Genomic DNA, 26120 nt, shown 5'->3' with positions numbered 1-26120 from the left:
ATTTTATGCTAAAAGTCCAGCACGTTTTAAAAGCGCATCTGGTTTTGGTTCTTTTCCTCTAAAGCGTTTATATAACTCCATTGGTTTTTCGGTTCCACCTTTAGAAAGTACATTGTTTTTAAATTTATCGGCAACTTCTTTGTTAAAGATTCCTTCTTCTAAGAAATACTCAAAAGCATCAGCATCTAAAACTTCTGCCCATTTATAAGAATAATATCCAGCAGAATATCCTCCTTGAAAAATATGAGAAAAAGCAGTACTCATACAATTTTCAGCAACATCAGGATATAGTTTTGTTTCAGAAAACGCAGCGGTTTCAAAATCTTTTACAGATTTTATTTCTAATGGATTTTGTGAATGCCAACTCATATCTAATAACCCAAAGCTTAACTGACGAAGCGTTTGCATACCTTCATGAAAACTAGCTGACTCTTTTATTTTTTCAACATATTCCATCGGAATCGTTTCTCCAGTTTCATAATGTTTTGCAAACAACTCTAAAGCTTCTTTTTCGTAACACCAGTTTTCTAAAACCTGACTAGGAAGTTCTACAAAATCCCAAGAAACAGATGTTCCAGATAAACTGTTATACGTTGTGTTTGCTAACATGCCGTGTAAAGCATGACCAAATTCATGAAATAGCGTTGTAACCTCGTTAAAAGTTAATAAAGAAGGCTTTGTTTCGGTTGGTTTTGTGAAATTACAAACGATAGAAACTTGAGGGCGCTCATTAACTCCGTTTTTAATTTGTTGCGACTTATAAGAAGTCATCCAGGCACCATTTCTTTTTCCTGGTCTCGGATGAAAATCTGCATAAAAATGTGAAACGAAATTTCCTTTTGTGTCGGTTACATTATATGTTTTTACGTCTTCGTGGTATTTGTCTATTGAGGTGATTTCTTCAAACTGTAAGTCGAATAATCTATTTGCAATTTCAAAAACACCGTCAATTACATTTTCTAATTTAAAATAAGGTTTTAGCAATTCTTGATCTAAAGAAAATAATTCTTTCTTTAATTTTTCTGCGTAATAAGCACCGTCCCATTTTTGAAGTTGCGCTATACCATCCAATTTTTTAGCGTAAGTAGCTAAATTATCAAATTCACGTTTTGCGGCAGGTTTTGCTTTTGCTAATAAATCGTTAGAAAAAGATAAAACTTTCTCAGGTGTTTCTGCCATTCGTTCTTCTAAAACAAAATGAGCGTGTGTTTTGTAACCTAATAAATTGGCTCTTTTATGACGAAGGTTTACAATGTTTAAAACCGTTTCTTCGTTATTGAATTCGTTTTGTTGAAATCCTTTTTTACCAGCAGCAATTGCTAATTTTTTACGCAGTTCTCTATTGTCTGCATAGGTCATAAACGGAATATAACTTGGGTAATCTAAAGTGAAAACCCATCCATCTTTCTCTTTTGATATTGCTATTTCCTTAGCCGCTTCTTTTACACTTTCTGGTAAACCAGATAAATCATTTTCATCAGTTAAATGCATTTCAAAAGCATTGGTTTCTGCCAATACATTTTCTCCGAATTTTAATGAGAGTTTTGATAGTTCAGCATCAATACTACGTAATTCAGTCTTGTCAGTCTCGTTTAAATTGGCTCCGTTTCTAGCAAAACTTTTGTACTGTTTATCTAGTAACATATGTTGTTCAGGAGATAATTCTAAAGAAGGTATATTCTCAAAAACAGTTTTTACTCTATTAAACAATGCTTCATTTAATGTGATGTCATTTCTGAATTCACTCAGCCAAGGAGAAATTTCTTGTGCTATTTTCTGAATTTCATCATTAGTTTCTGCTGAGTTTAAATTAAAGAAAATTGAGGTGATTTTATTTAGTTTTTCGCCTGTAAAATCTAAAGCTACTGTGGTATTATCAAAAGTAGGAGCTTCAGTATTATTTACAATTGCATCAATTTCTGCTTTGGCTATTTTTATTCCTTCTTCAATGGCAGGTTTATAATCTGTATTTGCAATTTTAGAAAAAGGAGGTGTATTAAAGTCTTGTAAAAGTGGATTCATTTTTTAATGTTTGTGTCAGATCGAGCGCAGTCGAGATCTAAATAGAACCTCTCGACTGCGCTCGAGGAGACAAATGATTATTTTCTTACTCTTTCTGAAGCTTGTTCAACTTTTAATTTTAAACCTTCCTTGTATGCAATGATTTTATCTAATACACACTTATCAGAAGCACCAATAATTTGAGCAGCTAAAATACCTGCATTTTTTGCACCATCTAAAGCAACAGTTGCTACTGGAACACCGCCTGGCATTTGTAATATTGATAAAACAGAATCCCAGCCATCAATAGAATTTCTGCTTTTTACAGGAACTCCGATTATTGGTAAAGGGCTCATGCTTGCTACCATTCCTGGTAAATGAGCAGCGCCACCTGCGCCGGCAATAATTACTTTTACACCACGAGTATGTGCGTTTTTAGAATAGTCGACTAATTTTTCTGGTGTTCTATGAGCAGAAACAATATCTACTTCTATTTGAATATCGAAACCTTCTAAAATATCAATTGCTTCTTGCATGATTGGAAGATCTGAATCGCTTCCCATTATAATTCCTACCATAATTTATGTTTTTAAAATGAGACTCTAAAATTTGTTTCTGAATCTCATTAATTTGGGTGAGAAGCTGAAATGAATTCAGCTTGACGAGTAATTATTTACTAATTACTCTAATTGTTTCTTTTACTTGTTGCGCTATTTTTCGCGCCTCATTAATGTCTTTATTAACAATAGTTACGTGCCCCATTTTTCGAAAAGGTTTGGTTGTTTTCTTTCCGTAAATGTGTGGTGTAACTCCGTCTATTTTTAAGATTTCTGTCATGTTTTCGTAAACGACATCGCCTGTATAACCTTCTTCGCCTACTAGGTTTACCATAATCCCGGCAACTTTACTTTCTGTATTACCTAAAGGAAGGTTTAAAATACTGCGTACATGTTGTTCGAACTGGTTTGTATAACTAGTTTCAATTGAATAGTGTCCAGAGTTATGTGTTCTTGGAGCTACTTCGTTAACAATGATTTGATCATCATTAGTTTGAAACATTTCAACAGCTAACAATCCGACGAAGTCGAAATCACTAGCTACTTTTAACGCTATTTCTCTTGCTTTTTCCGCTACTTTAGAATCTATTCTTGCAGGGCAAATTACATATTCAACCTGATTTGCTTCTGGATGAAATTCCATTTCAACAACAGGGTATGTTCTTACAGATCCATTAGAATTTCTGGCTACAATAACGGCCAATTCATTTTTAAAAGGAATTAGTTTTTCAGCAATACATTCTCCTTCTGGTAATGATTGTAAATCTTCATAAGTACGAACTACTTTTACACCGGTACCATCATAACCAAATTTTGCAGATTTCCATACAAAAGGAAACTCAATAATATTGTTTTCATATGAGTGTTTTAACTCTTCTAGAAAAGCATAATGAGAAAAATCGGCAGTAGGAATTTGATGATCTTTGTAAAATAATTTTTGACGTGCTTTGTTTTGAATTATCCTCAAATTAGCAGGTTTCGGGTAAATAGTTAAGCCTTCGGCCTGTAGTTTTTCGAGTGCATCAATATTTACATTTTCTATTTCGATGGTTAGTAAATCTACCTTTTTACCGAAGTTGTAAACGGTATCAAAATCAAATAAATCTCCTTGATGGAACTCATTGCATATTTGTGCGCAAGGAGCCTCTGGATTCTTATCTAAAATTAAGGTGTAAATATCAAATTTTTGAGTTTCGGTAAGTAACATCCTACCTAATTGTCCGCCACCGAGAACGCCCAATTTAAAGTCTGAAGAAAAATAATTTTTCAAGATAAATATTTTAGTGTGTTGTTGTTATCGCAAAAATAAGAATCTAAAGTATAGTATAAATACAATTAACGAGATATTCTTAATTGCGAAGCGCTAACTTTAGTAACAAGATACATTAGGGCAGAACAGCCTTCATTATCAATTGGTGCGCCATCTGCTAAATAGTTATATTGTTTATCGTCGCAAGGGCATGTAATTTGCACGCCGTTAAAAGTCATTAAAGAATTACAAGTAGTTTCAGGACACTGCTGATCGAAAGCTTTATAACCATTAATACCTGTTCTGAAAAGGAAAACATTACGACCCTGAATTGTGTTTTGAGAACTACCACTAGGAACCAATAATCCTTGAAACTCGGGTAATGTTAAATCGACAATAGCATTCATATCTATTCCTCTAAAACAATTATTAACAGGTGTATTATCACTACAACCCAACGTAATTGTTATAATAAATAGGTAAAGTATTTTTTTCATTATTTTAAAATAGAGTTATATAGGTAACGGTACGAATTTACAAATATTTTGTATATTTGTAGAGCAATCTCATTCCTAATCGGAATGAGATTTTTAAAGTTTAGAAATTATGAGTGAAGTATCATATTATACTGCAGAAGGATTAAAAAAATTAAAAGACGAATTATCACATTTAGAGCATACTGAAAGACCAAGAGTTTCTCAGGAAATTGGTGACGCTATAGATAAAGGAGATTTAAGTGAGAATGCAGAGTACCATGCAGCAAAAGAAGAGCAATCGTTATTAGAAACTAAAATTGCGCAACTTAAAAATGTAGTTGCGAATGCCCGTATTATTGATGAAAGTCAATTAGATACATCTAAAATATTGATTCACTCTATCGTGAAATTAAAAAATACGACTAATGGTATGGAGTTTACCTATACTTTGGTTGCAGATTCTGAGACAGATATTAGAAACGGAAAATTATCAGTAAATTCACCTATAGGAAAAGGATTATTAGGGAATAAAGTAGGTGATATTGCAGAGATTAAAGTGCCTAACGGAATTATGAAATTTGAAATCATAGAGATATCTAGATAATCTCTATAAAAATATTTATTGATAAAAGCGTTGCGTTTGCAACGCTTTTTTTATTTTTACTTTATATTGTTAGGTTGAGTGCAGTCGAGATTTAATTTAATCATCGGTTGTGTTCTAGAAAACATTAAAACAAAAGTTATGGCAAGTATTTTTACCAAAATAATTTTAGGAGAAATCCCTTCATATAAAATCGCAGAAGACGAAAATTTTATCGCTTTTTTAGATGTGAATCCGAATGCAAAAGGACACACTTTGGTAGTTCCTAAAAGAGAAGAAAATAAGATTTTCGATTTGTCGAAAGAAGAATATAACGGGCTGATGTCTTTTTCTTATCGCGTAGCAAAAGCGATAGAAAAAACAATTCCTTGTAAACGTGTTGGGATGAGTGTGATCGGGTTAGAAGTGCCGCATGTACATGTGCATTTAATTCCGTTAAACACAATGGCTGATATTCAGTTTGTAGAAAAAGAAAAATTAACAAATGACGAGTTTGTTACCATAGCAAAAAACATTTTTAATAATTTCAGTTAATATGAAATTTCAAAAATGGCAGAAAATAGGCTTGGCTTGGGCTTTATGGATGTTTGTTATAATGACATTTGTTTGGCCTTATTTTGATAATGAAAAAGTTACTTTAAAAGATGTATTAATAGGCATTCCTTTTTGGTTGATAGCAGGCTTAATTTTTGGTTGGACCCAACGAAAAAACTTAAAAGAAAAGAAAGAAAACTAAATTTAATACTAGCGAGTTATTCTGAAATAAGTTTAGTTTGATGAAAAACAAGTCGATATAAAGTGGTAGTAATTATTTTAAACTTTATCTAACTGAATTTCGAAAGCAGTTCCTTTATTTATTTCAGATTTTAAAACATGTATTTTCCCGTTATGGTAATCTTCAATAATACGTTTAGAGAGCGATAAGCCTAAGCCCCAACCACGTTTTTTTGTGGTAAAGCCTGGTTTAAATATTTGCTTGAATTGTGATTTTGCAATTCCTTTACCAGAATCGGTAACTACAATTTTAATAAACTTAGAGGTTTCTTTAATTTCAAGAGAAATATTTCCCTTTCCTCGCATTGCATCAATAGCATTTTTAATTAAATTTTCAATTACCCAACCATATAACTCGATATTTAAGAAGGTTGAAAGTATTTCTTTATCCGAAGAAAAAGAAAAATTAATTTGTTTAGAGCTTCTAGATTTTAAGTAATTAAATGCTGCTTGTGTTTCTGAAACAATATTGTATTTCTTTAATTTAGGAAGAGAGCCAATTTTAGAAAACCGATTGGCAATAGTACTTAAGCGATCAACATCTTTTTCAATTTCAACAATATATTCTTCGTTTACATCTTCAGATCTTAAAATAGCAATCCAACCTAATAAAGAAGATAACGGTGTGCCAATTTGATGTGCAGTTTCCTTGGCCATACCGGTCCAAAGTTTATTTTGTTCGGCAACTTTACTCGATTTATACACCATATAAACAATGGTTAAAAAAAGACCTAGTATTAAAAGTAATGCTAATGGATAATATTTAAGCTTGTATAATAAATCGGAATTTCGATAATAGAGATATTGTGTAATTCCGAAATACTCAATAACAATAGGCTCGTTCTGATCTTTCATTAGGGCTAATTGTTCTTGAAGGTATTTAGGTTTTTTAGACTTAACAATGTCTAAATTTCTATATAAATCAATTGTTCCGTCTTTATTTACAAGAATCGTAGGAATGTTTTCTATAGTTTCATAAACCTTATTAATTAAGTTTGTGTTTTCGTTTAAATCAGGATTAGAAGCTAGCTCTTTAAAGGCGACTGCAAATATTTCTATTTTACCACGTTCTTCTTCCTTAAATTTCTGAAAAAAAACATAGGTATTCCATAAAATAAACGAAACGATTAATATAGATACTAAAACAGTAAGGCGTTTTATCCAATAAGTATTCTTAAAAAATGTCATTAGTCAAATATAAACTTTTCTATACAATAACTTAATTTGTAAAACGGTAGTATATTTACATCTAAAAAGAATATATATGTTATCACTCGATCCTAAAGAATTACCTGTAGGTAAATTACATAGTTATTTATTAGGCGCTATAGCACCAAGACCTATTGCTTTTGCAAGTACTATTGATGAAGAAGGAAATCCGAATTTATCACCGTTTAGTTTTTTTAATGTTTTCGGAGCCAATCCACCAATGTTAATTTTTTCTCCAGCACGAAGTGTAAGAGGTAATAAAACAAAACATACGTTAGATAATGCTGAAGAAACAAGAGAAGTGGTTATTAATGTGGTGAATTACGATATTGTACAACAAATGTCGTTAAGTAGTACGATGTATCCGAAGGGTGTAAATGAGTTTGAAAAAGCGGGGTTTACAATGTTACCTTCTGATGAAGTAAAGCCTTTTAGAGTTGCAGAATCGCCAGTACAATTTGAATGTAAAGTAACCGATATTATTTATACAGGAACCGAAGGAGGCGCAGGGAATTTAATAGTTTGCGAAGTGGTTAAATTACATATTAACGAAAATGTTTTAGCGGAAGACGGAAGCATAGATCAACATAAAATAGATTTAGTTGCTAGGGCAGGAGGAAGCTACTATTCTAGAGCAAGAGACGGTTTTTTTGAAATTCCAAAACCAATTTCAACTTTAGGAATTGGTGTAGATCAAATACCAAGCGAAATAAGAAATAGTACTGTTTTAACAGGTAATAATTTAGGGATGTTAGGTAATGTAGAACAGCTACCAAATGAGGAAACTGTTAATAACTTTGCGAAAGAACACCCAAAATATGTTTCGCTTTCAACTGAAAAAAAACATACATTTGCACAAGATTATTTAAAGAGTAATGATGTAGAAAGTGCTTGGAAAGTGCTTTTAATTAAATAGATAAGAATATGGAAGTTATAGGGAAGATTAAATTAATTAACGAAACACAAACATTTGGAGCTAGCGGATTTAGAAAACGTGAATTAGTTGTGACTACAGATGAGCAATATCCACAAATGATTATGATTGAGTTTGTACAGGATAAATGTGATGTTTTAAATAGTTATGCTGTTGGTCAAGATGTAAAAGTATCTATTAATTTAAGAGGTAGAGAGTGGATTAATCCAGAAGGAGTTGCAAAATACTTTAATTCTATTCAAGGATGGAGAATTGAGAATTTAGCACAAGCTTCTGCTCAAAATACACCACCTGTAGATCAGTTTCAACCAGCGCCAGATTTATCTGCTAACGAACCAGACGATTTACCTTTTTAATATAAAAGGATTATATATACAAAAAAGAGAGCCACCGGCTCTCTTTTTACGTTTTACGGAAATCCACTCTTTTAAATGAGGATATCCCTTTTGTAGCTCTACCAGATTAAAATATATTTGTACTATCATTTATTAGCTAGAGACTAAAGATGTATTAAGGGAAAAAAGCCTTCTGATATTGTTCTCAGAAGGCTTTTATTATGTTGTATTGTATCGTTTTTATTTTTCCTTTTTAGGCATTGGTCCTCTTAAGTGAATTACTAATCCGTTTAAAAAGTTTCTAAGAATTTGATCGCCACACTCCATATATTTAGGATGCTCTTCATTTCTGAAAAAAGCACCTAACTCACCTTTAGAAACTTTAAAGTCAACCAAAGCACAGATTTCAATAATATCAGTATCACGAAATTTGTGAGCTACTCTTAATTTTTTAAAAATATCGTTGTTCGTTAATCCCATAGTAATAATATATTTTATTGTTTTAGTTAACCATTTTAAAAATAGCCCAAGCGTAAATGGCAAAACGTAAAAAACGAAATAGTCCAAATAGTACTACGTTTTTAAACGGATATTTAATCATACCAGCTGTTAAACAACTAATCGCAAAAGGTAATGGTAATAAGGCACCAACTAAAATTAAAAAACCTCCCCATTTACTGGTGTTTTTAAGGTTTTTAGCCATTTTAACTTCTAAATAAAGTTTTACAGAAGCAATTTTTAAGGAAGCTCTACCTATAAAATAAGCAGTTAATCCACCAAAATAAGATAAGGTTGCTAATAGCGATAAGTTTAAAACAGGATCTGCTGTTTTTTTAGACCAAGCGATAAAAATCTCAGGCGGAATTAAACCCAGTATTGTTTCAGAAATGAAAAAAGTAGTTAATACACCTAGTCTAGAAAAAGTTTCGGTAACTGTTTGTAAACCGTCATTAATATTGTAAACATATTTATTAAATAAAAATATACCTACTACTGCAGCTAATATTGGCCAAAAAGCTTTTTTTAAACTTTCCCAAATAAACATGTAAAAACCGGTACGTTGGTAGTAGTTGTGTAACCGCTTAACGTGTGGCTTTACATTCTTTTTATTTCTTCTTTTCTTAACTTTCATTTCCTTGTTTCTCTGGGACTCTTTTAGAGAATGCAAAAATACAAGGTAATTGGAAATAAATCAAAGAAATATCGTTAATTATAAGTTAGCAGTAGCAGCTTCAGCACAACGCTCACCATCCATTGCTGCAGATATAATTCCGCCTGCATAACCACCACCTTCTCCACAAGGAAATAAACCCTCTATTTGTGGGTGTTCTAAACTTTCTTTTCTAGGGATATTAACCGGAGATGAGGTGCGAGATTCTACTCCAATAATATTTGCTTCGGCAGTATAATAACCATGCATTTTTTTACCAAAAGCATCAAAACCTTTACGCAATCTACTACCAATAAACTTTGGCAATAAAGAATGCATTGGTGCTGAGTTTAAACCTGGCTGATAAGAGGTTTCATTTAAACTAGCTGATAATTTACCTTCTACAAAATCAGTTAAACGTTGGGCAGGGGCAACCTGACTTTTTCCACCAGCGTTAAAAGCTAATTTTTCTAAATCCTTCTGATATTCTAAACCTTTAAGCGCTCCGAATTTTTCATATTTGTATAAATCTTTATCGATATTAATTTCAACAACAATTCCTGAATTGGCAAATTTATTATTTCTACGAGAAGGCGACATTCCGTTTACAACAACCTCTCCGTTTGCCGTTGCAGCTGGCACAATAAATCCGCCCGGGCACATACAAAACGAATATACACCTCTGTTATTTGCTTGATGTACTAAACTGTATGATGCAGCTGGTAATAACTCATCTCTTTGGCCTGTGCAACTATATTGAATTTGGTCTATAATTTCTTGTGGATGTTCTACACGAACTCCCATTGCAAATGATTTTGCTTTTAATAAAATATCTTTTCTATCAAGCAATTCGTAAATATCTCTTGCTGAATGCCCAGTTGCTAAAATTACTGAATTCACAGTCATTTCATTTCCGTTTTGCAATTGTATAGCTTGTAGTTTGCTGTTTTTAATAACAAAATCGGTAACGCGGGTATCAAAATGAACTTCACCACCATATTTGATAATATTCTCACGAATATTCTGAATAATTTTAGGCAATTTATTAGTTCCGATATGCGGATGCGCATCAATTAAAATATCTTCAGCAGCACCATGGTGTACCAAGTTTTCGAATATTTTACGAACATCGCCACGTTTTAAGCTACGGGTATATAATTTCCCGTCAGAATAGGTTCCGGCACCACCTTCTCCAAAACAGTAATTAGAATCTTCATTTACAAAATGCTCCTGATTAATAGCACGTAAATCTCTACGGCGATCTTGTACATTTTTACCACGCTCTAAAACAATCGGTTTGTAACCAAGTTCTATGCAACGCAATGCGGCATACATTCCTGCTGGCCCGAAACCGATAATATGAACTTCTTTTGCGTTAGATACATCTTGATAATCAAAAATATAGTCAGGAGTATCAGGTAAAGGTTCGTTAATATAAACCGCTACTTTATAATTAAAAACCACGTCTTTTTTACGCGCATCGATAGATTTACGTAATACTTTTACCGTAGTTATGTTAGTAATAGCGATGTCTAATTTTCTAGAAGCTTTCTTTTTTAAGATGTCTTCTTTCTTTTCTTCTATTAAATTAACGCGTAGTTGAAGTTCTTTTACCATGGTGCAAAATTATGCAAAATTGAATTGATACGTTTTTATTTCTGCAAGAATTATAAAAAATGAAATCAAAGCAGTTTTTTTATCTGTTATTCTGTTATTAACTATGCTATCTTTGCAGTTATAATTAACTTAATTATGATGTTTTATGAATGTCAGTTCGAGTGATTTTATAAAGTGTAACGGTATAAAATAGTATCGAGAACTATTATGTGAAATCATTATTCTCGATACAAATTTCACTTATTTTAATCGTGAAATTCACTCGAATTGACAGCTATTTATTATAATGCATAATGAGTTAATTACGATAGTTTTTAGTACTGTCAGTTCGAGTGATTTTATAAAGTGTAACGGTATAAAATAGTATCGAGAACTAGTTTTTAAATATGATTCTTATTCTCGATACAAATTTCACTTATTTTAATCGTGAAATTCACTCGAATTGACAGCTATTTATTATAATGCATAATGAGTTAATTACGATAGTTTTTAGTACTGTCAGTTCGAGTGATTTTATAAAGTGTAACGGTATAAAATAGTATCGAGAACTATTATGTGAAATCATTATTCTCGATACAAATTTCACTTGTTTTAATTGTGAAATTCACTCGAATTGACAGCGATTCATTATAATGCATAATGAGTTAATTACGATAGTTTTTAGTACTGTCAGTTCGAGTGATTTTATAAAGTGATAACGGAATAAAATAGTATTGAGAACTAGTTTTTAAGTATGATTCTTATTCTCGATATAAATTTCACTCATTTCAATCGTGAAATTTACTCGAATTGATAAGGTTTATAAAAGTTTACAATTATATATATGATTTGGTTACCTGAAGAAATAGTATTTCCGCCTTATGAATTCGCAAATGAAGATGGTGTTTTGGCATTTGGTGGAGATTTATCTGCCAAACGGTTAATACATGCGTATAAAAACGGAATTTTCCCATGGTTTAATGAAGGCGAACCTATTGTTTGGTATTCGCCACCAGAACGCATGGTGTTGTTTCCGCAAGAAGTAAAAGTTTCTAAATCGATGCGCCAAGTATTGCGAAAAGAAGGTTTTACAATTACCGAAAATAGAGCTTTTAAAGAGGTGATTTTTAATTGTCGCCATATTGATAGAAACGACCAGTTAGGAACTTGGATTACCGACGATATGGAAGATGCTTATATTAATTTATACGAAAAAGGAATCGCAAAATCTATTGAAGTTTGGATTGATGATAAACTCGTAGCTGGTTTATACGGAGTTGATACCGGAAACGGTGTTTTTTGTGGCGAAAGTATGTTTAGTAAAGCAAGTAATATGAGTAAAGTTGCTTTTATTCACTTAGCCAAAAATGGCGATTACAAGCTCATAGATTGTCAAGTACATAACAAACATCTAGAAAGTTTAGGCGCGCGAGAAATTGATAGAAATGATTTTTTGAGGATGCTGTGAGGTAGGTTTGTTATCGATGTTTAAGAACGAAAGTATAGATAGCTCGATAGGGTTTTCGTAAATAAGCAAGAATTAGTAACTATTTATATGGCGATAGTCATATTTTTTCTTAAAAGAGACTTTTCTTTAATTCAATTGCTATAGAAAGACTAATTCTTAAATTATCAAGTAAGTCTTCTAATTTCATTCCTACGTTAGATTTAGCTTTATTTAATTCTTTTGACATTCTCGGTAAATCTTTTACTGATTGTAAAAAGCTGTCCATACTTTCAATTGAAAATGTAATTCCATTTATAAGAGATGATAATAAGTCGTTAGTTTCTTCAATTTCTTCTTGTTCTACACTAAAGTCATTTATAGAGATATTTATTAGATTAGATAATGCATCTATTCCTTTCTCAAAATATTCTTGAAATATAGGGATTTCGGGTTCTATGCGGTTAGCGTAATTATCCATTACTTTTGCAGTCCGAATGAAATAATTTTTTAATGTTTTTCGACCAGGTTTATTACTATTTGCAGTCATCGTATTCATTTCTGCGGTTTTTTTATTTAGTTGTTCTCCAATCCATTCTGTAGCGTCAGAAATTCTTGTTAATGATTCTGTCGATTCCCGTATATTGTCTTCTATCATTTCTTGATAGTCAATAAGTCCATATTCTTCTTTTAAAATATCAGCTTCTAATTCTTCTTTTACCTCTATTGCAGGAGCTTTATTCTGTTCGTTCTTTCTTAACTCTAATATTCTTTGAGGAATATGGATTCTTAAAAATTTACTTAATTGTTGTGTGTCTTGATATTCCCAGTATAGAACTTTCTTGTTTTTTCCAATATCAGTTCTGAAATTTTTTATTTTTAATAGTTGTTCAGGGTTCATATCATTCATAGATACAGGTTTACTATTAAAATAAAAGAGTATTTGTAAAGAATTAGGATTTTTTGCAAATCTATTATAGGCATTTAAAAATTCTTCTTCTGTTCCAGAATCTGCTTCGTTAGTTGGTGTTCCAAATTTTTTCCAAATTAGGCCAATAAATAAATCGTAGTCTTTTCCTAAATCAGTATTTATTATTTCTTGAGGATGATTAATTGCTATTGCTGGCGCTGAATGTGTTTCCCATTTTAATAATTCTAGATGAATATCTTGTTGTTTTCCAAATGTGAGATTTAACTCATTTATAACCTCATCGATTGAATCTCTTTCATCTTGAACGTCACTTGGTGAAGCTAAAAAAACCTTATATCTTGTTATTATTGATGGCATTTTTTCAAATTAGAGCTTAATAATTAAAATATCCATAGTTTTAACACAGAATATCACACAACAACGAATTTAGTCATTTTTACAAGGTAAATCAAGCTAAATAACAACGCGTCATTCTAAATTTATTTCAGAATCACATCCAATATTACGGTGTTTTGATGCGAACCTGAAACAAGTTCAGGTTGACGTAATTGTATAAAATAAACCTCGTAATTTTAATTACGAGGTTTAGTAGAAAAGTATTATTTATGCCAATTTAAAAACAGCTATTAATTGAACTTTAAAGTATCATCTTTTACCGATTTTATACGTAATGTGAAATAATCGTAAATCCAATTTTGATATAATTTCCAAGGGAATTTGCTTCCTTGTTTTGGTAAGTTAGCTGTTGAACGATGTATGTAACCCGAGTTTAAATTAATAAGCGGTACAGTTTCCATATTCATGTCACTAACTTTAGGTACCACAACTTTATGTCCTTTTTTATCCATTAAATTAATAAGTCGGCTTGCGTATTCGCTTGTTAAATCGCTTTTTAATGTCCAAGAAGCATTGGTGTAACCCGCAAAAAAGATAAAGTTAGGCAGGTCATTTAACATCAAGCCTTTGTAAGTTAATTTATCCGAAGGATTAAAAGGAATGTTTTCAACGCTAATTTTAGCATCACCAAAAGCAACTAATTGCAAACCTGTAGCGGTAATAATAATATCAGCTTCAAGTTCTTTTCCTGATTTTAAACGCAATCCGTTTTCGGTAAAACAATCAATATGATCGGTTTCAACAGATGCTTTTTTCTCTCTTATGGCTTTAAATAAATCGCCATCAGGCGCCACACAAAAACGTTGATCCCACGGATTGTAGTTCGGAGTAAAATGTGGCTCGACAGGAAAACCTTTTAACTGCTTTTTTGCCCCTTTAATGATAAAGTTTCTCATAAAATTCGGAAACTTTTTAGAGGTGTTGTAAAAAGCAATCGAAAAAAGAATGTTTTTAAAACGGATTACTTTATGAGCTGTTTTTTTAGGCAGTGCTTTTTTTAGAAAGCCAGCAACTTTGTCTTTATTAGGTAGCGCACCAATATAGGTTGGCGAGCGCTGCACCATGGTAACATGTGCTGTTTTTTTAGCCATTTCGGGCACTAAGGTTACAGCTGTTGCTCCGCTACCAATAATAATTACTTTTTTGTTGGTATACTCTAAGTTTTCTGGCCATTGCTGCGGATGAATAATCGTTCCTTTAAAATTAGACACCCCTTCAAAATCGGGTGTGTAGCCATTTTTATAGCTGTAATAACCGCTACATGAAAATAAAAACTTAGCAGTATATTGGTGTTTTTCTTTTGTTTTTTGATGCTCTGTAATCACTGTCCAAAGAGCAGATTTTGTATCAAAATTAACCGATGTAACTTTTTCGTTATAGCTTATTTTATCGCGTACTTTATACTCATCAACAGCTTCGTTTAGGTATTCTAAAATAGAGGGTGCATCGGCAAATGATTTAGAAGCGTCCCATGTTTTAAAAGAATATCCGAAGGTATACATATCCGAATCAGAGCGAATTCCTGGGTATTTAAATAACGACCAAGTGCCACCTAATTCTTCACGCATTTCAAGAATTTTATAACTCTTATTAGGGTTTTTTCTTGATAAATGACAAGCAGCTCCAATACCTGATAATCCGGCTCCAACGATTAGTACATCGGTATAATTTTGATTCATAATTAATTTTTTAAGACCGTAAATTCAATGCTAGAATCGGTAAAAACAGAATGTATTTGTGTTTTAAAATCCTTCTCACCTGCCTTATAAATGTTGTCTACATAGGTTTGCGGATTTAAATCGATTAAAGGAAACCACGTACTTTGTACTTGAATTTGTAATTTATGTCCCTTTTTAAAGGTGTGAAATACATCTTGTAATTTAATATTTACATCCGTTTTTTTGTTAGGTGTAAACGGTTCTGGATTCGAAAAACTATTTCTAAAACGCCCACGTAAAACTTCGCTACGAACCATCATATGGTAATTGCTTAGTTTTAAGTGCGATTGCATTTCTTTGTTGTCATTTTTTAAATCCGCAGGATGCACATCAATAACTTTAACAATCCAATCGGCAGCAGAACCTGTTGTTGCTACTTTTAATTTTGCTAAAATATCACCAGCTAACGTAAAATCATCTGTTAAAACATCAGTTTCATAAACTAAAACATCTGGTCTACGTGCAGCAAAACGCTGATCATCGGTCATGTATTTTCTTGGTGTGAATACGGTTTTAATATCTTCAGAATACGGAACAGGGCGTTTAATATCACTGATGAAATCAACTTTAGAATTGTCTTTCTTTGAAGCTGTTAATTCTTGATTTTGTGATAAGAAAAATGATTGTTTTTTTGCTTCTTTTGGAGGCCAAATATCGTATGATTTCCATTCTTTTTTACCGCTATCAAAAACGTATGCTTCAGGTAAGCCGCTATTTTTAGAACCGTCACCTTTTAAGAAATGATTAAAAAATTTAGTTTCGATATTCTTTTGAAACTTTAAAGAAATTGAATCCCCAAAATAATAATTACCCACTTTATTGGCTACTTTATTTCGTGCCCATCCACCATGATCCCATGGTCCAAATACTAACGTATTGTAATTATTAGGCTGATTTTTTTCTATATTTTTATAGGTTTCTAAAGGGCCGTATAAATCTTCCGCATCAAATTCTCCACCAACAATCATAGTTGCTACTGTAGATGGAACTTTATCTAAATGTTGAATAATTCCTTTGCTTTGCCAAGTTTCATCATAATTTGGATGCTCTACAATTTCTTTCCAGAAAAAATCATCAATACGTTCTTTATTTTCAGATTTAGCAACATCTAATTTATCGTATTGAAAATATTCGTTGAGGTTTTTTAAAGGTCCTTTATCTAAGAAAAATTGATATTGATCTTGCGTATCCATTTTAGGAAAAGAATACCAAGCAGAATCCGTTGGTTGATCTTTGTAAGTTCCGAATAACGAAACAGCTCTGAAATAACTTAATAAAAAAGCACCGTTGTGGTGAAAATCATCAAAAAAGAAATCGCCAATACAAGCTTGTGGTGAGGCTGCTTTTAAAGCCGGATGTGCATCAATCGCAGAAACGGTAGCGTAGTGCCCAGGATATGAAATTCCCCATGTACCAACTTTTCCGTTATTGTTAGCAACGTTTTTTACTAACCAATCAATTGTATCATAGGTATCGGTAGTTTCATCGGCTTGTTTAGGTGTTTTGTTAGGAATATAAGCACGCATATTATCATACACGCCTTCGCTCATCCAACGACCACGAACATCTTGATATACCACAATGTTTCCTTCTTTCATTAAAATACTATTCGGACCAATTTTGGTTTTAAATTTACCGTCTCCATAAGGCCTAGAACTGTAAGGTGTTCTTTGCATTAAAATAGGGTAGGTTTTACTCGTGTCTTTAGGGGTGTAAATAGTAGTATGTAATTTAACACCATCTCGCATGCTAATGGTTACTTCTTTTTTTGTGAAATTATCCTTAACATAAGTGTCTTTAGGAGTTTGAGCAGTTGTTTGTTTTAAATCTTTTTTAGTACAGCTTACTATAAAAAGTAGTAAAAAAGCAAGTTTTAAAAAGTGTTTCATACGGTTTTGTTGATTAATAAAGAGTTATAAAAATAGCGATTCTTTTTTTAAGAATAAAAAAACACCAGTAATACATATTACTGATGTTTTAATAAAAGTCGGGGGGTAATACCTACTATTTATTAGGATTTAAAATAGTATTAACCCTGTCAGCAGCATCCTGTAAGTGGTAACGTGTAATTGTGTTACGAGCGTTAGGAATACTTCTTTTAATATCTTTTTGGATTCTTTTTAATTCGCCTCTAACGACTGCTTTAATATCAGACTGACTAATATTTACAGCAGTTTGTTTAAAATATCCACCGTTTCTTCTTACACCATTTTGATTTTTAGCTTTGTTTAATAAAAAGTCTAAACGATCTAAATGAGCTCTTTGTAAATTTCTTCTGTAACCATCAATTGTTTTGTTACTGTATAATTCAGACCAAACACCTTTTCTAAGATCACTCATCATATTTACAATACTATAAGCTTTATTACCGTTTAAAATTTCATTTTCAATTAAACGAGTTAAACGACCGGTCTTTAAAATTTTATTTAAAGTACGTACTTGTAAACTTCTAATTTCATCTACAGAACCAGAATATTGTGTTTTAGAAATAATGTTTTGATCGATTAACCAAGTAGGCGTTTTAAACAATTCGTTGTTCACAAAAGTTAACGCTCTTTTTTGATGTTCTTTTGGTGTATGCGTATAAACAGCGCCTTCTTGATCGGCAGTTTTAAAGTTTTCGTAAACTCCACCAATATTAGAACTTACATGTCCCATATATCTGTTAAACTGACCAACTAATTGACCATACATTGTTTTTAACTCTTGATAGTCTTCACCGTTTTCGGTAGTCCATTCTTCTAACCTAGGTAAAATACGCTGTAAGTTTTTAATACCGTACGCACTTGCTTTCATAGCATCATCACCTAAATCTTCAGTTTGTGAACTAGGATCGATAGTATTTCTTGATTGTTGATGACCGAATCTATAAATAGGATCTCCTTTTTTGTCGGTAATCCATTTATTTAAGATTTCTTTTTCATCCTTAGCAGTTGTATTTAAAATAGGACGGTAACCCCAGCTCATTGCATACTTATCATAAGGCCCGATGTTTGGCATTAAAGCAACACCTTTATCTTCTGGTTGTGCAACGTAGTTAAAACGAGCATAATCCATAATAGACGGAGCAGTACTAAATTTTTTAGTAAAACTAGCAGAACGTAAAGAGTCTACTGGGTAAGCAGCAGAACTACCCATGTTGTGAGGTAAACCTAAAGTATGACCAACTTCGTGAGAAGATACAAAACGTATTAAACGCCCCATAATTTCATCTTTAAACTTGTTTTTTCTAGCTTCAGGATTAATGGCTGCAGTTTGAATAAAATACCAGTTATGTAATAACGTCATTACATTATGATACCAGTTAATATCAGATTCTAAAATTTCTCCCGAACGAGGATCACTAACGTGTGGTCCGTTTGCATTCGGAATCGGAGACGCTAAATAACGAACAACAGAATAACGAACATCTTCAGGACTCCATTCTGGATCTTCCTCTTTCGTAGGTGCATCCTTAGCAATAATTGCATTTTTAAAACCTGCAGCTTCAAAGGCAACTTGCCAATCTTCTATACCTTCTTTTATGTATTTACTCCATTTTTTAGGCGTAGCTCTATCAATATAATAAACGATTTGTTTTTTAGGTTCTACTAATTCACCTCTTTTAAACTTCGCTAAATCTTCATCTTTAACTTCTAAACGCCATCTGTCTAAATAAGTAACAGATTTACTTTTTTGAGTATCTAAACCATAATCTGTTTGTGAGCTTGTAAACCAACCAACACGTTCATCGAAATAACGACGCTTCATAGGTACTTTAGGAAGTAAAATCATAGAATTACTTAACTCTAAAGAAACGGCACCAACACTTGAGTTTGATGGTGCTTTACCTGCAACATATGTTTTTACATGGCGAACTTCAATGTTTTGAGGGTAACTACTCATACGTTCGATGTACGAACGATCTTTATCCATTTTAGTAATCTTGTAAGCTTTTCTTCTAAACTGAGGAAATCCGATTGCTTTAACATCCGAAGAAAATAGAGGAGTCGCATCAATAACAGTGGCAGTAGAATCTTTGCTAAATGCTTTTATAGGGAAAGCATATAAAATAGGCTCGAAGTTAGAGTTTGTAACTGCTTCATGAATTGGTAAGATAGAATCGGCGACAACATTATGAGAAACTACGCGTAATAATATTTTTTTTTGCTTCTTCTCCCAACGTAAAACTTGTGTGTTTTGCTTACCTCCACCAAAACCAATTCCGCTTGCGGTTTTAGCAATCCTGGTAACCATTAACATTTCTCTATTTAAAAGAGAATCTGGAATTTCAAATAAATAATTGCTGTCTTTTGAGTGAACTTTAAATAAACCTTCGTCAGTTTTATGTTTTTTTGTAACAACCTTGCTATAAGGTTTTATGGCATTTTTATCTGGTTTGCTTTTAGGTTTTGCCGTTGAAGTTTTTTTGTCGTTTTTCTTCTTCTTTTTCTTTCTTTGAGCTTCTGAATTTACAGTAAAACCTAAGAAAAAGATTACAATCAATATTTTTGAAAGTAGTTTTTGTGTCATTTTTATTATGCTTGAATTATGAAATCCGAAATTAATTAAATCAAATTATTGTTATTCTTAATTAAATGTTAAAGAATAAGTGTTTTTTTTAGATATAAGATTGAAAAAAATGAATAAAACGAAACGTTATTACTTGTTTAAAAGTGAGGACTTTATTCCTAAAAACCTTGTACCTTTGCAGCGCATGGGAATAAGACGAGTTTCAGATTGGTTACCGACTACAAATAAGGAGGTTAAGTTAAGAGGATGGGAAGAATTAGATGTAATTCTTTTTAGTGGAGATGCATATGTAGATCATCCATCATTTGGTCCTGCAGTAATTGGGCGTATACTAGAAAGTTACGGGTTGCGTGTTGCAATTGTGCCACAGCCTAGTGTAAACGATAATTTACAGGATTTTGAGAAGTTAGGGAAACCAAGATTATTTTTTGGAGTAACAGGAGGATGTATGGATCCGATGGTGAGTAATTATACGGCAAGTAAACGTCGTAGAGATAAAGATGCGTATACACCAAACGGAGATAAAGGATTTAGACCTGATTATGCAACTTCAGTATACTCGAAAATATTAAAAGATAAATTTCCTGATACACCTGTATTAATTGGAGGTATTGAAGCTTCTTTAAGAAGAGTAACACATTACGATTATTGGTCAGATAAATTGTTGCCAACTATTTTAGAAACTTCTAAAGCAGATATGTTGGTTTACGGAATGGGAGAACAACCTTTACGTGAAATAGTAGAGTTATTACAAAAAGGTGTTCCGTTTTCGAGCTTAAAAACGATTAAACAAACAGCTGTTTTTGTTGATAAAGGAGAGGATATTCCTAAAAATAAAAACTGGGAAGATATAGAGATTAATTCTCACGAGGCTTGTTTAAAGGATAAAAAAACATTTGCATCTAACTTTAAAGTAATAGAGCAGGAGTCTAATAAATTAAAGGCACGTCGTATTTTTCAGAAAGTAGGAGATAAGAGGTTGATGATAAATCCGCCTTACCCTACAATGACTGAAAAGGAAATAGATGGATCTTTCGATTTACCTTTTACACGTTTGCCGCACCCAAAATATAATAAAAGAGGGCCAATTCCGGCTTTTGAAATGATAAAATTTTCTATTAACATTCACCGTGGATGTTTTGGAGGGTGTAGTTTTTGTACTATTTCTGCACACCAAGGAAAATTTATAGCAAGTCGTAGTCAAGAATCTGTTTTAAGAGAAGTTGACAAGGTTGCTGAAATGGATGACTTTAAAGGTTATTTATCTGATATTGGTGGGCCATCTGCCAATATGTATAAGATGAAAGGTAAAATACAATCTATCTGTGATAAATGTGTTGCACCTTCTTGTATATCGCCAGTAATATGTAGTAATTTAGATACATCTCACAAGCCATTAACAGAATTATATCAAGCCGTTGATAAGCATCCGAAGATAAAAAAATCGTTTATTGGAAGTGGAATTCGACACGATATGTTAGTGCCTGAATTTAATAAAAATGCAGATCCGAAAGAGTTAGATGCCTACACCGAAGAGGTGATGACAAAGCATATTTCTGGACGATTAAAAGTAGCGCCAGAACACACATCTGACCCTGTTTTAAAATTGATGCGTAAACCGTCATTTAAATATTTTCACATGTTTAAAGAGCGTTTTGATCGTATTAATATAAAGAAAAAATTAAAATTACAGTTAATACCTTACTTTATATCTAATCATCCTGCTTGTGAAAAAGAGGATATGGCAAATTTAGCTGCCGAAACAAAAGAGATGGGATTTCAGTTAGAGCAGGTACAAGGTTTTACGCCAACGCCAATGACTGTTGCAACGGTAATTTACTATAGTGGTTTTCATCCGTACACTTTAAAGCCAACGAAAACACCTAAAACAGCTAAAGAAAAAGAAGATCAGCACAAGTTTTTCTTCTGGTATAAGAAAGAAAATAAAGATTGGATTCGTAACACACTTAACAAAGTAGGAAGACAAGATTTATTGAAAGTTTTATTACCTGAAAACAATTCTTGGAAGAAAAATAAATCAGCAAAAGAAACAAAAAATACTTTTGATGACGCTGTTCCTTTTAATCAGCGTAAAAGTAAAAACTATAGAGCGCCTAAGGCTAAGAGTGGTTCTAAGAAAAGAAGAAAATAAGCTTAATAAAGATATTTAGATAAAACTTAGTGTGTAAAAGCACTAAGTTTTTTTGTTTAATAAATAAGCTATTGACACCTTTTAGCAGTATCGTTATTGACTTATTTTATTCTTTTTGATTGTGTTGTGAAAGATAAACCTTGTTGTCCCATGGTTGAGTTCATTACGCCTTCAAACAAAGGTTCAGGACAGTTTTTTGGAATTTTCCATTCGATTATAAAGTTAGATCCTGTTCCTCCTTCAACATCTATCTCATCAATTATTATTTCGGTAGTTTCCATCGGGCTCAAATAAATTGGTTTATCAAAATAGGTGCGAATAGATTTACCGTGGGTATCAAAATATTCTGACTTTAACAAGTATATAGTATCAGTATCACTGGTATTTCTCATACTTATCATTGCTGTTAAATTATGTGTTTTGTGTTCTGAACTACTATAAATTTGTGAATAAATAGATAGGTATGATTTTCCGTATTCAAGAGAGTCTTTGGTACTTATATCTACATATCTTTTCGACCAATTCTCTGGGTTTACAGAACTGATTGCTTTTTTTTCATTACAACTAAAAATTAAAAAACTTATGAATAAAAGTAGAATGTATTTTTTCATTTTGATGCGGTATTATTGATTGTTAACAAGAGGAGCAGTATTTGCTAAATTAGTAGTAAAGTTATTAAAAAAAGAGTTAAAAATAGCGCAATTTCCTATCCGCAAACTTTACAATCATCTTTGTCTTGTATTTCACCAACTAACTTGCCGTTTTCGTTTAAAACAAATCCACAGCAATCCATAAAACCTTGTGCTATTAGTTTACGAGCACGTTGAATTTGTGATTTAGTTGTAGGTAAACTCTGTTTTAAGGTATCAGCAACATCTTGTTGTTTTAAGCCTTTAATGTCTGATAAGAATAACGGATTTCTATATTTTTTTGGTAATCTTTCTAAGATGCCAAGTAAACAATCTTTTTCGGTATGCGAGGTTGTTTCTAAGCTTGTTTCAGTTTCGGAATTAGCCAATTCAAAAATCTTATTCGTACTCTTAAAATAGTCTATGATAGCGTTTCTAGCAATGGTAAATATCCAGGGCTTTAGTTTAGTAATGTCTTTTAGCGTATGAAGTTTGGTGTGTATTTTAATAAAAGTGTCTTGTAAAACATCTTCAGTAACCGTTGCATCCTTTACCTTACTTAAGATAAAATATTTAACGTCATCAGCATATTTTATGTAAACTTGATTTGTTGTCATTCTATAAATTTACAAAAATGTTATTACAAAGCTGAAGGTATTTTAAATAGAAAAGACTAAAGCTTTGTAATAACAAAAGTTAACAAATATATTACTAACAATTACAGTTGTTGCAAGAGCAGTTTTCGCAGGTGCAATTAGAGCAGTTACCTGTTTTGCAACCGTCGCAATTACAAGTACATTGATTTTTATGTTTCATGATTTTTAAGTTTTATGTTCATATAGTAGACTTTTAAATGTTTAAAAAGATGCATTTATTTACCATTTTTTTCTAAAGAAAAAATAATCTTATGTAAACGCTAAAAAGACGCTTAAAACAAGTAGTTGTTTTAAGCGTCTTTTTTATTTAAAATTAGATGAACTCTTAATGAAAAGAATGATAAATGTTATTCAACACTTATAAGTTCGATGTCGAATATTAAAACAGATCCACCAGGTATTCCTGGCCTTCCATTGCTTCCGTATCCTAATCTTGAAGGAACTAGTAAAACACCATTACCACCTTCTTTAAAATAAGTGATTCCTTCTGTCCATCCTTTAATAACTTGTTGTAAGTTAAAAGAAATACCAGCGCTATCACTTTCATCAAATGTTTTACCATTTAAAAAATAACCTTTGTACGCAACAGTTACGTTAGAGTTGTTTACGGGTCTTGTTCCAGAACCTTCATTGTTTACAACATAGTATAAGCCGGAATTGCTTTTTTTAGCATCTAAATTGTTGTCAGCGATGTACTCAATAATATCAGCTTCGTTTTTAGTGTCGTAGTCAATAGAATCTTCGCTACACGATATAAATAATAATGCAATTAAGGTTGCATAAAAATAAGATTTCATAAAAGGGATTTTATAGTTTTTAAAAAAAAATTAATTTACTTTTTCTCCGTTAACAAAAGTTTCTAAAACTTTCGTGTTAGGTATTTTGTCGCCGTTAACAGTTACAATATCATTTTCTAAGATGATAAAATCGGCAAGTTTACCTACTTCAATACTTCCTTTTTCGGCTTCTTCAAAATTAGCAAAAGCGTTCCAGATAGTCATCCCTTTCAAGGCATTTTCTCTAGATAAAGCATTCTTCATTTGATATCCTTTTTCTGGATATCCTTTTAAATCTTTTCTGATGGTTGCAGCATAATAGGTGTGTAATGGACTCACGTTTTCAATAGGGAAATCGGTTCCTAAAGCAACCATACCATGTTGTTTTAATAAATCGTTATAGGCATAAGAACCTTTAATTCTTTCAGAACCTACACGTTCTTCTGCCCAATACATATCGCTTGTTGCGTGTGTTGGTTGAATAGACGGAATGATATTTTTAAATAAATGAAAATCTTTTAAATCAACAATCTGAGCATGTTCAATTCTCCAACGACGATTGTCTTTGTTTTTTAAGAATTTATTATAAGCTTTAAGCATTACATAATTAGCAGAATCACCAATGGCATGCGTGTTCATTTGATATTCAGAACTAGCAATTCTTTTTGCTAAACGTTGAAGATCATCGTACGAATTTACTAAAGCACCAAAATGCCCTTTTTTATCAGAATACTCTTCTTTTAAAGCACCTCCACGAGAACCTAAAGCTCCGTCTGCATATACTTTTACAGAACGAACATGTAATTTATCAGTTTTAACAACACCTTTATTAAGGTAGTAATCTAAGTTTTCTTTATTGTTAGAAATCATTGCGTAAATACGCATTTTTAAATCACCTGTTTGTTGTAAACTATCAATCAATTCAATTACTTGTCTATCTAAGCCAGCATCATCAACGGTTGTTAAACCTAAGTCGAAACAAATTTTTTCAGCGTCTTTTAAAGCCTGAATTTGTTCTTGTTTATTCGGTTTTGGTACTTCAATGAAATTCATTGCATTGTCAATTAACACACCTGTAAGTTTTCCATCTTTTTTAAAGAATTCACCTCCATCAATTTTAGTGTCAATTGTAATACCTGCTAAATCGATTGCAGCTTGATTTACCAACATTGCATGACCGTCAATTCTACGAACTGCCACAGGAATACTAGGAAATAAAGCATCTAGTTTCTCTTTTGTAGGAAATTCTTTTGTTTTCCAATCATTTTGATCCCAACCACGACCAGTTATAAAAGTGGTGTTTTTTTCTTTTTGAAATTCAACTAACTTCTGTAATACTTCATCGTAACTTTTTGTACCGACTAAGTTTACTTTTTGTTGTTGTAAACCTAATCTGTAAAAATGACAATGTCCATCAATAAAACCAGGATATATAGCTTTATTTTCAGCATCGATAGTTTTTGATGAGGTGTATTTATCTTGTATTTCTTTATTAGTTCCTATAGCGATAAATTTACCGTCTTTAATCGCAAAACTTTCAGCCTTATCGAAATTAGAATTAACGGTATATGTGTTTGAGTTAATAACAATCGTGTCTACTTTTTCTTGTTGTTTACAAGAGGTAATAGCGATTGAAACGGCAATAATTAATAATGATTTTCTCATGAATTTGAATATATTAAATAAGCGATATATAAAAGTAAAAATTGTATTGGTAAGCGTATAATGGCAATTTTTTTAGATCCTATAGCAGGTTTTTCTTTAAATAAATCCCATATATGTAATGGTAAAAAAACGACCATTAGCACAAAAAAAACGATGGCTGCATTTTTTGCAGTAGCATTAAATAAAAGACCTATTCCGATTACAACTTCTATAAAACCTGCAACATAGTTTACAGCTAGTTTAGGAAGTGGTTTGGGAATAAAACCATTAAAAAAACGTGGTTTTAAAAAATGCATAACACCTATGTAGGCAAAGAATAAACCAAAAATTATACGAAGAATTAATACTAAAATTGTCAT

The 26120-nt window shown here is 32.0% G+C and carries 24 protein-coding genes; 7 read left to right on the top strand and 17 right to left on the bottom strand.

Going from position 1 to position 26120, the window contains the following annotated elements; genetic code table 11:
• Nucleotides 1-3: 3 nt before the first annotated feature.
• The 4 genes from RRF68_RS06590 to RRF68_RS06575 form a co-directional block, all read right to left on the bottom strand.
• Nucleotides 4-2022, bottom strand: coding sequence for a M3 family metallopeptidase (locus tag RRF68_RS06590; protein ID WP_315943859.1), 2019 nt, complete (start codon nucleotides 2020-2022; stop codon nucleotides 4-6).
• A 77-nt stretch (nucleotides 2023-2099) separates the two neighbouring features.
• Entirely contained in the window at nucleotides 2100-2579 is a 480-nt protein-coding gene (gene purE, locus RRF68_RS06585; RefSeq protein WP_218771342.1) for a 5-(carboxyamino)imidazole ribonucleotide mutase, read from the bottom strand.
• A 91-nt stretch (nucleotides 2580-2670) separates the two neighbouring features.
• Entirely contained in the window at nucleotides 2671-3828 is a 1158-nt protein-coding gene (locus tag RRF68_RS06580) for a 5-(carboxyamino)imidazole ribonucleotide synthase (RefSeq protein ID WP_315943858.1), read from the bottom strand.
• 65 nt (nucleotides 3829-3893) lie between these two features.
• Entirely contained in the window at nucleotides 3894-4304 is a 411-nt protein-coding gene (locus RRF68_RS06575; protein ID WP_218771340.1) for a Rieske 2Fe-2S domain-containing protein, read from the bottom strand.
• Nucleotides 4305-4413: 109 nt separating this feature from the next.
• Between RRF68_RS06575 and greA the strand changes: the two genes are divergently transcribed.
• The 3 genes from greA (at nucleotide 4414) to RRF68_RS06560 (ending at nucleotide 5620) form a co-directional block, all read left to right on the top strand.
• On the top strand, nucleotides 4414-4887 hold the full coding sequence (gene greA, locus RRF68_RS06570) for a transcription elongation factor GreA (RefSeq protein ID WP_218771339.1): 474 nt from the start codon (nucleotides 4414-4416) through the stop codon (nucleotides 4885-4887).
• Between the two features lie 138 nt (nucleotides 4888-5025).
• Nucleotides 5026-5418 carry an HIT family protein gene (locus RRF68_RS06565; RefSeq protein ID WP_315943857.1) on the top strand — a complete coding sequence of 131 codons (393 nt, stop codon included), beginning with the start codon at nucleotides 5026-5028 and terminating at the stop codon, nucleotides 5416-5418.
• Nucleotide 5419: 1 nt separating this feature from the next.
• Nucleotides 5420-5620: a hypothetical protein gene (locus RRF68_RS06560; RefSeq protein ID WP_275316876.1), complete on the top strand. Its 201-nt coding sequence runs from the start codon at nucleotides 5420-5422 to the stop codon at nucleotides 5618-5620.
• A 77-nt stretch (nucleotides 5621-5697) separates the two neighbouring features.
• Here RRF68_RS06560 and RRF68_RS06555 read toward each other — a convergent pair whose 3' ends face one another.
• Complete coding sequence (locus RRF68_RS06555; RefSeq protein WP_315943856.1) at nucleotides 5698-6846, bottom strand: HAMP domain-containing sensor histidine kinase; 1149 nt, start codon at nucleotides 6844-6846, stop codon at nucleotides 5698-5700.
• A 76-nt stretch (nucleotides 6847-6922) separates the two neighbouring features.
• Here RRF68_RS06555 and RRF68_RS06550 point away from each other — a divergent pair, with 76 nt between their 5' ends.
• Both RRF68_RS06550 and RRF68_RS06545 read left to right on the top strand, forming a co-directional pair.
• A complete protein-coding gene (locus RRF68_RS06550; RefSeq protein WP_315943855.1) occupies nucleotides 6923-7783 on the top strand; it encodes a flavin reductase family protein in 861 nt (286 codons plus the stop codon).
• A gap of 8 nt (nucleotides 7784-7791) precedes the next feature.
• Nucleotides 7792-8157, top strand: coding sequence for a DUF3127 domain-containing protein (locus tag RRF68_RS06545; RefSeq protein WP_218771334.1), 366 nt, complete (start codon nucleotides 7792-7794; stop codon nucleotides 8155-8157).
• Between the two features lie 219 nt (nucleotides 8158-8376).
• On the opposite strand, the gene RRF68_RS06540 is transcribed toward RRF68_RS06545, so the two are convergent.
• The 3 genes from RRF68_RS06540 to RRF68_RS06530 all read right to left on the bottom strand — a co-directional run bounded on the left by RRF68_RS06540 (nucleotide 8377) and on the right by RRF68_RS06530 (nucleotide 10903).
• Entirely contained in the window at nucleotides 8377-8616 is a 240-nt protein-coding gene (locus tag RRF68_RS06540; RefSeq protein WP_218771333.1) for a DUF1456 family protein, read from the bottom strand.
• Nucleotides 8617-8638: 22 nt separating this feature from the next.
• Nucleotides 8639-9268 carry a short-chain dehydrogenase gene (locus tag RRF68_RS06535; RefSeq protein ID WP_315943854.1) on the bottom strand — a complete coding sequence of 210 codons (630 nt, stop codon included), beginning with the start codon at nucleotides 9266-9268 and terminating at the stop codon, nucleotides 8639-8641.
• A 78-nt stretch (nucleotides 9269-9346) separates the two neighbouring features.
• Nucleotides 9347-10903 carry an NAD(P)/FAD-dependent oxidoreductase gene (locus RRF68_RS06530; RefSeq protein ID WP_218771331.1) on the bottom strand — a complete coding sequence of 519 codons (1557 nt, stop codon included), beginning with the start codon at nucleotides 10901-10903 and terminating at the stop codon, nucleotides 9347-9349.
• Nucleotides 10904-11726: 823 nt separating this feature from the next.
• Here RRF68_RS06530 and aat point away from each other — a divergent pair.
• Nucleotides 11727-12350, top strand: coding sequence for a leucyl/phenylalanyl-tRNA--protein transferase (gene aat / locus RRF68_RS06525; protein ID WP_315943853.1), 624 nt, complete (start codon nucleotides 11727-11729; stop codon nucleotides 12348-12350).
• Nucleotides 12351-12459: 109 nt separating this feature from the next.
• Here the strand turns inward: aat and RRF68_RS06520 are convergent, their stop codons facing one another.
• From RRF68_RS06520 to RRF68_RS06505, 4 genes are all read right to left on the bottom strand, one after another.
• Nucleotides 12460-13614 (bottom strand): DUF4062 domain-containing protein, encoded by a 1155-nt coding sequence (locus tag RRF68_RS06520; RefSeq protein ID WP_315943852.1) that lies wholly within the window; start codon nucleotides 13612-13614, stop codon nucleotides 12460-12462.
• Between the two features lie 269 nt (nucleotides 13615-13883).
• The gene (locus RRF68_RS06515) at nucleotides 13884-15332 is read right to left on the bottom strand and encodes an NAD(P)/FAD-dependent oxidoreductase (RefSeq protein WP_315943851.1); all 1449 of its coding nucleotides are present in this window, start codon (nucleotides 15330-15332) and stop codon (nucleotides 13884-13886) included.
• A 2-nt stretch (nucleotides 15333-15334) separates the two neighbouring features.
• A complete protein-coding gene (locus tag RRF68_RS06510) occupies nucleotides 15335-17260 on the bottom strand; it encodes a CocE/NonD family hydrolase (RefSeq protein WP_315943850.1) in 1926 nt (641 codons plus the stop codon).
• A gap of 115 nt (nucleotides 17261-17375) precedes the next feature.
• On the bottom strand, nucleotides 17376-19883 hold the full coding sequence (locus tag RRF68_RS06505) for a zinc-dependent metalloprotease (RefSeq protein WP_218771326.1): 2508 nt from the start codon (nucleotides 19881-19883) through the stop codon (nucleotides 17376-17378).
• 184 nt (nucleotides 19884-20067) lie between these two features.
• On the opposite strand from RRF68_RS06505, the gene RRF68_RS06500 reads away from it, so the two are divergent.
• Entirely contained in the window at nucleotides 20068-22035 is a 1968-nt protein-coding gene (locus RRF68_RS06500; protein ID WP_218773498.1) for a YgiQ family radical SAM protein, read from the top strand.
• 101 nt (nucleotides 22036-22136) lie between these two features.
• Here RRF68_RS06500 and RRF68_RS06495 read toward each other — a convergent pair whose 3' ends face one another.
• From RRF68_RS06495 to RRF68_RS06475, 5 genes are all read right to left on the bottom strand, one after another.
• Nucleotides 22137-22646: a DUF3124 domain-containing protein gene (locus RRF68_RS06495; protein ID WP_218771325.1), complete on the bottom strand. Its 510-nt coding sequence runs from the start codon at nucleotides 22644-22646 to the stop codon at nucleotides 22137-22139.
• 95 nt (nucleotides 22647-22741) lie between these two features.
• The gene (locus tag RRF68_RS06490; protein ID WP_275316467.1) at nucleotides 22742-23281 is read right to left on the bottom strand and encodes a sigma-70 family RNA polymerase sigma factor; all 540 of its coding nucleotides are present in this window, start codon (nucleotides 23279-23281) and stop codon (nucleotides 22742-22744) included.
• Between the two features lie 386 nt (nucleotides 23282-23667).
• The gene (locus RRF68_RS06485; RefSeq protein ID WP_315943849.1) at nucleotides 23668-24117 is read right to left on the bottom strand and encodes an FKBP-type peptidyl-prolyl cis-trans isomerase; all 450 of its coding nucleotides are present in this window, start codon (nucleotides 24115-24117) and stop codon (nucleotides 23668-23670) included.
• A gap of 30 nt (nucleotides 24118-24147) precedes the next feature.
• A complete protein-coding gene (locus RRF68_RS06480; RefSeq protein WP_315943848.1) occupies nucleotides 24148-25761 on the bottom strand; it encodes an amidohydrolase in 1614 nt (537 codons plus the stop codon).
• Nucleotides 25758-26120 carry a DoxX family membrane protein gene (locus RRF68_RS06475; protein WP_315943847.1) on the bottom strand — a complete coding sequence of 121 codons (363 nt, stop codon included), beginning with the start codon at nucleotides 26118-26120 and terminating at the stop codon, nucleotides 25758-25760. The genes RRF68_RS06480 and RRF68_RS06475 overlap by 4 nt, the downstream gene beginning before the upstream one ends.

Origin of the sequence: Tenacibaculum sp. HL-MS23, from assembly GCF_032463465.1 — a bacterium.
GTDB classification, from domain to species: domain Bacteria; phylum Bacteroidota; class Bacteroidia; order Flavobacteriales; family Flavobacteriaceae; genus Polaribacter; species Polaribacter bernardetii.
Note: the sequence above shows the minus strand (reverse complement) of the source record. Positions and strands in the feature narration are given on the sequence as shown.